Raw genomic sequence first — 4,461 nt, 5'->3', positions numbered from 1 at the left:
TAGTGCCGTTGAAGAAAACAACAAACGGTATCAGGAAAACCCACAACTATATCGCACCAGGCAAGAGATCAACGAACATATCTTTGGAACCATTAAGAGACAATGGGGCTACAACCACACGAATTTAACGGGACTAGAAAAAGTAAATGGTGAACACAGCTTAATTATGCTAGTGTACAACATCAAACGCTCCATAAACATTCTGGGCGTACCCGACTTAATAGATAAACTCAAGAAATGGAAGTCACCTTACAAAACTAAAGGTGTTATTATTTTTAGGAGGGTTTATTTAAGTCTTTTTAAGGACTTAATCGAAATGAACCTAACAATTGCTGCTTAAAAAACAAGCTTGCTTAGCGTAGCTCTATGTTATTATACAGCGATAGATTTTGAGGTTATTTAGTGAAAAACGGAGTTTTTTCACAACCTGACGTTATGCTGCTTTGAGATGGGTGGAAGTTCGTAACCGCTTAATTTTCCGCTTAACGAAAACTTGATGCGAAACGATAATTCCACTAAATTCCAGCTATATCAAAACAGCGGTTGCAAGAGGTTTTTCTTTTTTTATTCCCATTTATTATTGTTTGAATTAAATATGATTTTATCATCAAATCCTATATTAAAAAACACAATAAATGTTGAATCATTTAATTTCTCATAGTAAGGTCCCTCACCCATTTCTGTATCAGCTTTAAAATCGGATATAGAATTTGGTAATTTATTATGAATTTTTTCAAATTCATAAATTTGTATAACCATTTTATTCCCTTTTTCTTCGTAACTATTATTTTCTTCGTGTCTTAAAAAATAGTAAACACCAATTATAATTGCTAAAATAATTAAAATAGAAATTATTATCTTTTTCATAGTTTTTACTTTGTATAAATTGGAGTTGTGGTTGTATTAGTTATCGGTCTAGTGTCTTTTGAGTCTAAATCCGGGGTATCGTTAAAATTAGGTGCATCATTTGGTGAAGATGCGTCAAGGATATTGTTCAAATAATTAGCTAATTGTTCACTAAAAGTTAAAGAGCTATTAATATCAAAAAAATTGACCGCAAATTCAGCTCCAAACTTATCACTAGGTAAATCTTCATAACTATATGCTGAATGTCTTGCAACTATACCGTCTGACGCTTCTTGTTTGTACCCATCCTGAATAGCTTCACCAATTGGATTGGTTACATTATTAATCTTATATTGATATGCTTTGCCAGCGTTAAACATAAAATGTGCCATATCGATCCATCCTCCTTTTTTAGTGTAAATGTATCTACTCTTTTTGGTATTAAAGAAGCCAGTTTGTGTTGGAAGAGGTCTCATTTGTTTAAAATTAAATTTGGTTTCACCGAGACTTTTCAAGTAATTTCCAGCTGCACTTCCTTTAAATTTACCTACACCCCTTGGGCTATTGTCTAGTAAAGACTTGAAGTCTGATACTGTTCCCATATAAATTTTAACAGGTTGATTATCAGTAAAATCTGAAACTCCCGAATCTACTTCTATCCCATTCATAAAAGCATAAATTGTCTGTCTCACCATATCTGTAACATCAGTATTATAACTTGCATTTTCATTTTGATTTTCTAGCAAAAAAGCGTCAATAGCATTTTTAACATCGCTATATTCAAAACTCAACAATGTTGTTATTTGATTGTAAGATAATATGCCTGTATAAAAATTATAAGGATCATCCATTGGTATTGTTAATATTGGTGTGTATGGAATAAGCTCAGTGCAACTTGGTGGATTCATACAAATCCATTTTTTGGGATAGTCAGCTAAAGGATCTATTGGTAAAAGGATCATGCCTCCTCCTGAACCATATGAAGAATCATCTGGGCCAATTCCATTTCCTGCTGGTGGGTCATTAGGAGATGTAGGTGGTGCTTCAGGAGTGTTTGTGCAACTTACATAAACTACAGGACCCTCCGCTCTTTGTCCACCCGTTCCAGAACAAGATTGACCCAGAGCGTGGTCACCTCCAGCAGTACAGTTGTGTCCAGGGTAAAAAGTAACAACACAATTAACTAAACTTTCCTCAATTAATGGGTTGGTACTACTGACTGTTTTTTGGATTAAGCCATTATTAGGGATTTTATTTATTTTTCGTTTATAATACAAGCATTCAATTTCTGAATTTGCGATATAATAAATGGATTGGTTTTCATAAATATTTTGGGCATTCTTGGCTTTTTGATAGTTGTTATTAGGATAGTAAGTTATCAAATAAGCAGCTTCTCTTACATCATCAGTTTCAATAACTATGTTTTGAAAAGATGTGATGTTTTGAATAGAATTTATAATCGGTATAGTGTAGGAAGTATAATCCAATCTAGAAAATTTAGTAATAGCATTTGATAATTCTATTTTTTGAGGATTGTTTTGGTTTTTTTGATACGGATTGTTTTGTTTTATACCTTTTAAGGCATCGTTTAAAATAGTATTTATTTTGGGGTCTTTTTTTAATTCGTCTAGCTAAGTTTTGCTTGGTTTATTTCTTCTAAAAATGTTTTGGTAGTAGCTTCATTATTTTTGACTCCAATTTCTTCGGTTGCACAGTTCCATAAAAGTATTGGAATTAAAATAAATACAATTGTTTTTTTTAATTTTTTAAATTTTGGTTTCATAATCTAAACGTTATTTTGGGTTAAAATCTCTTGCAACGTTCTCGTGCTTTGCGAGGTTTGGGACTAAATTAAAACTAATTATTCGGATAAACACAAGTTCTCCAAGTACAAAAACAACTTTAAAATTAAGCCTAAACCCAAATCTCGCAAAACGTCGTGTGTGTGCCCTGCATGAGCAGGAAGCAGATTGTAAATCGTTTGTTCTCGATTCGAAATTACACATTTTGAATTAGAAAACAAATCCTACAATCTGATATTTTTCCAGAGGGTGTAAGTTCCTTATGAGCGGATTGAAAACCCGAATCATTAGCACGTCGCAAGCTGGTTTACCGTGAGGTATGCAGTGAAGGCAGCGAAACGGCAAAAGTCTGTACCGACCCTTCGGCTACGCTCAGGATAAACCAAGCAGAAATTGCATAAGAGGCATTTAATAGGGGATAAGCGTCCACAGCAACGTAAAGTCCAAAGTTTACAAAGACCTATTAGATGTAGATGCAGCGGGAATAGACGCAAGGAAGAAGGGCTGTACCGGGGGAGGTCTTGACAACCACGAGTTGGTTAGGTCAAGAAGTCAGCAGAAGTCATAGTACTTATAGCAACGAGTTGCAAATAGAAACTGCATAGGTCTCACAATCAAGGAAGGACAGAACGCAAAGAGGTTCTTAATTTTCAACGGAATCCGCCGCGGCGGATAGCCCTGAAAAACAAGGACAGGTTAACGAAGAATCTGAAATTATCCCGAAGCTTTGGGACAGATTAAACAACAACAAAATGATTGCACGAGTAGTACATCCCTACAATCTTCAAAATGCCTTGGAACACGTTATTGCCAATCGAGGCAGTGCGGGCGTTGATGGCGTAAAAGTCAGTCAACTCAAAGAGCGTTTTCCTAATCGAAAACTCCAATTGCTTGATGATATTGCAAAGGGATATTACTATTCACAACCCATTTTGGGAGTAGAGATTCCTAAAGGGAACGGCAAAGTCCGTCTTTTGGGAGTTTCTACCACTACCGACCGAGTGTTGCAGCAAGCCGTATCTCAGGTTATAACACCATTATTCGAAACCGAATTTAGTAGCAATAGTTTTGGATTTCGTCCCAACAAGAATGCCCGACAAGCCGTTGGACAATCACGGGACTATATCCATCAAGGGTTGAACCACATTGTGGACATTGACCTAAAGAACTTCTTTGACGAAGTAGACCATTGTTTATTGCTGAATCTGGTCTATCGAAAAGTGAAATGCAAAACCACGATGCGACTCATTCGAAAATGGTTACGTGCGCCAATACAAATCAAAGGAAAACTACAAAAGAGACGCAAGGGCGTTCCGTAAGGAAGTCCACTCAGTCCGTTATTGTCGAATATTCTGCTCCATGAATTGGACAAAGAAATGACAAAACGCAAATATAAATTTGTACGTTATGCCGATGATTTTAGTATTTATTGCACGAGCCACAACGGGGCAAAATCGACGGCACAAGCGCTTGTAAAATTCTTGAAAACGAAGCTAAAACTGACTATCAACGAGGAGAAAAGCGGGATAAAACGTCTCGTTCACTTCACTATTTTGGGATTCGGATTTGTGCCAACTTATAAGAAAGGAAGCAAGAATGATTATCAGTTGGTAGTGGCAGAAAAAGCGTGGAAGAAACTCAAAGAAAAGCTCAAAAGCATTAGCAGAAAAACCGCACCAGTCAAGCTAGAAGACCGTATTGCCAAGATAAGTGAAATTCAACGAGGATGGTTAAACTATTTTCGGGGAACAAGTATTCAAGGAAAGTTACGAGATATTGATGGTTGGTTGCGCAACCGACTGCGCTATTGCAT

General features: G+C 36.1%; 5 protein-coding genes and 1 pseudogene. 3 read left to right on the top strand and 3 right to left on the bottom strand.

Going from position 1 to position 4,461, the window contains the following annotated elements; translation table 11 throughout:
* A partial coding sequence (locus BUA99_RS14640; protein WP_234972984.1) for a transposase occupies window positions 1–340 on the top strand: 340 nt, incomplete at its 5' end.
* Window positions 341–564: 224 nt separating this feature from the next.
* On the opposite strand, the gene BUA99_RS14635 is transcribed toward BUA99_RS14640, so the two are convergent.
* The 3 genes from BUA99_RS14635 to BUA99_RS15165 all read right to left on the bottom strand — a co-directional run bounded on the left by BUA99_RS14635 (window position 565) and on the right by BUA99_RS15165 (window position 2,629).
* Window positions 565–867: a hypothetical protein gene (locus BUA99_RS14635; protein WP_072994023.1), complete on the bottom strand. Its 303-nt coding sequence runs from the start codon at window positions 865–867 to the stop codon at window positions 565–567.
* A 5-nt stretch (window positions 868–872) separates the two neighbouring features.
* On the bottom strand, window positions 873–2,333 hold the full coding sequence (locus tag BUA99_RS15275) for a hypothetical protein (RefSeq protein WP_200778676.1): 1,461 nt from the start codon (window positions 2,331–2,333) through the stop codon (window positions 873–875).
* 140 nt (window positions 2,334–2,473) lie between these two features.
* Entirely contained in the window at window positions 2,474–2,629 is a 156-nt protein-coding gene (locus BUA99_RS15165) for a hypothetical protein (protein WP_159430956.1), read from the bottom strand.
* 771 nt (window positions 2,630–3,400) lie between these two features.
* On the opposite strand from BUA99_RS15165, the pseudogene BUA99_RS14625 reads away from it, so the two are divergent.
* Window positions 3,401–4,150 (top strand): annotated as a pseudogene (locus tag BUA99_RS14625) (reverse transcriptase domain-containing protein); the annotation flags it as partial.
* 66 nt (window positions 4,151–4,216) lie between these two features.
* Window positions 4,217–4,461, top strand: a 245-nt coding sequence (locus tag BUA99_RS15450) for a group II intron maturase-specific domain-containing protein (RefSeq protein ID WP_317045048.1), incomplete at its 3' end; no start/stop codon positions are given.

Origin of the sequence: Flavobacterium segetis, assembly GCF_900129575.1 — a bacterium.
Taxonomy (GTDB): Bacteria; Bacteroidota; Bacteroidia; order Flavobacteriales; family Flavobacteriaceae; genus Flavobacterium; species Flavobacterium segetis.
Note: the sequence above shows the minus strand (reverse complement) of the source record. Positions and strands in the feature narration are given on the sequence as shown.

Excerpts from the sequence above, each read along its gene's own strand:
- BUA99_RS14635 (WP_072994023.1), bottom strand. The coding sequence starts at position 867 with ATGAAAAAGATAATAATTTCTATTTTAATTATTTTAGCAATTATAATT.
- BUA99_RS15165 (WP_159430956.1), bottom strand. The coding sequence starts at position 2,629 with ATGAAACCAAAATTTAAAAAATTAAAAAAAACAATTGTATTTATTTTA.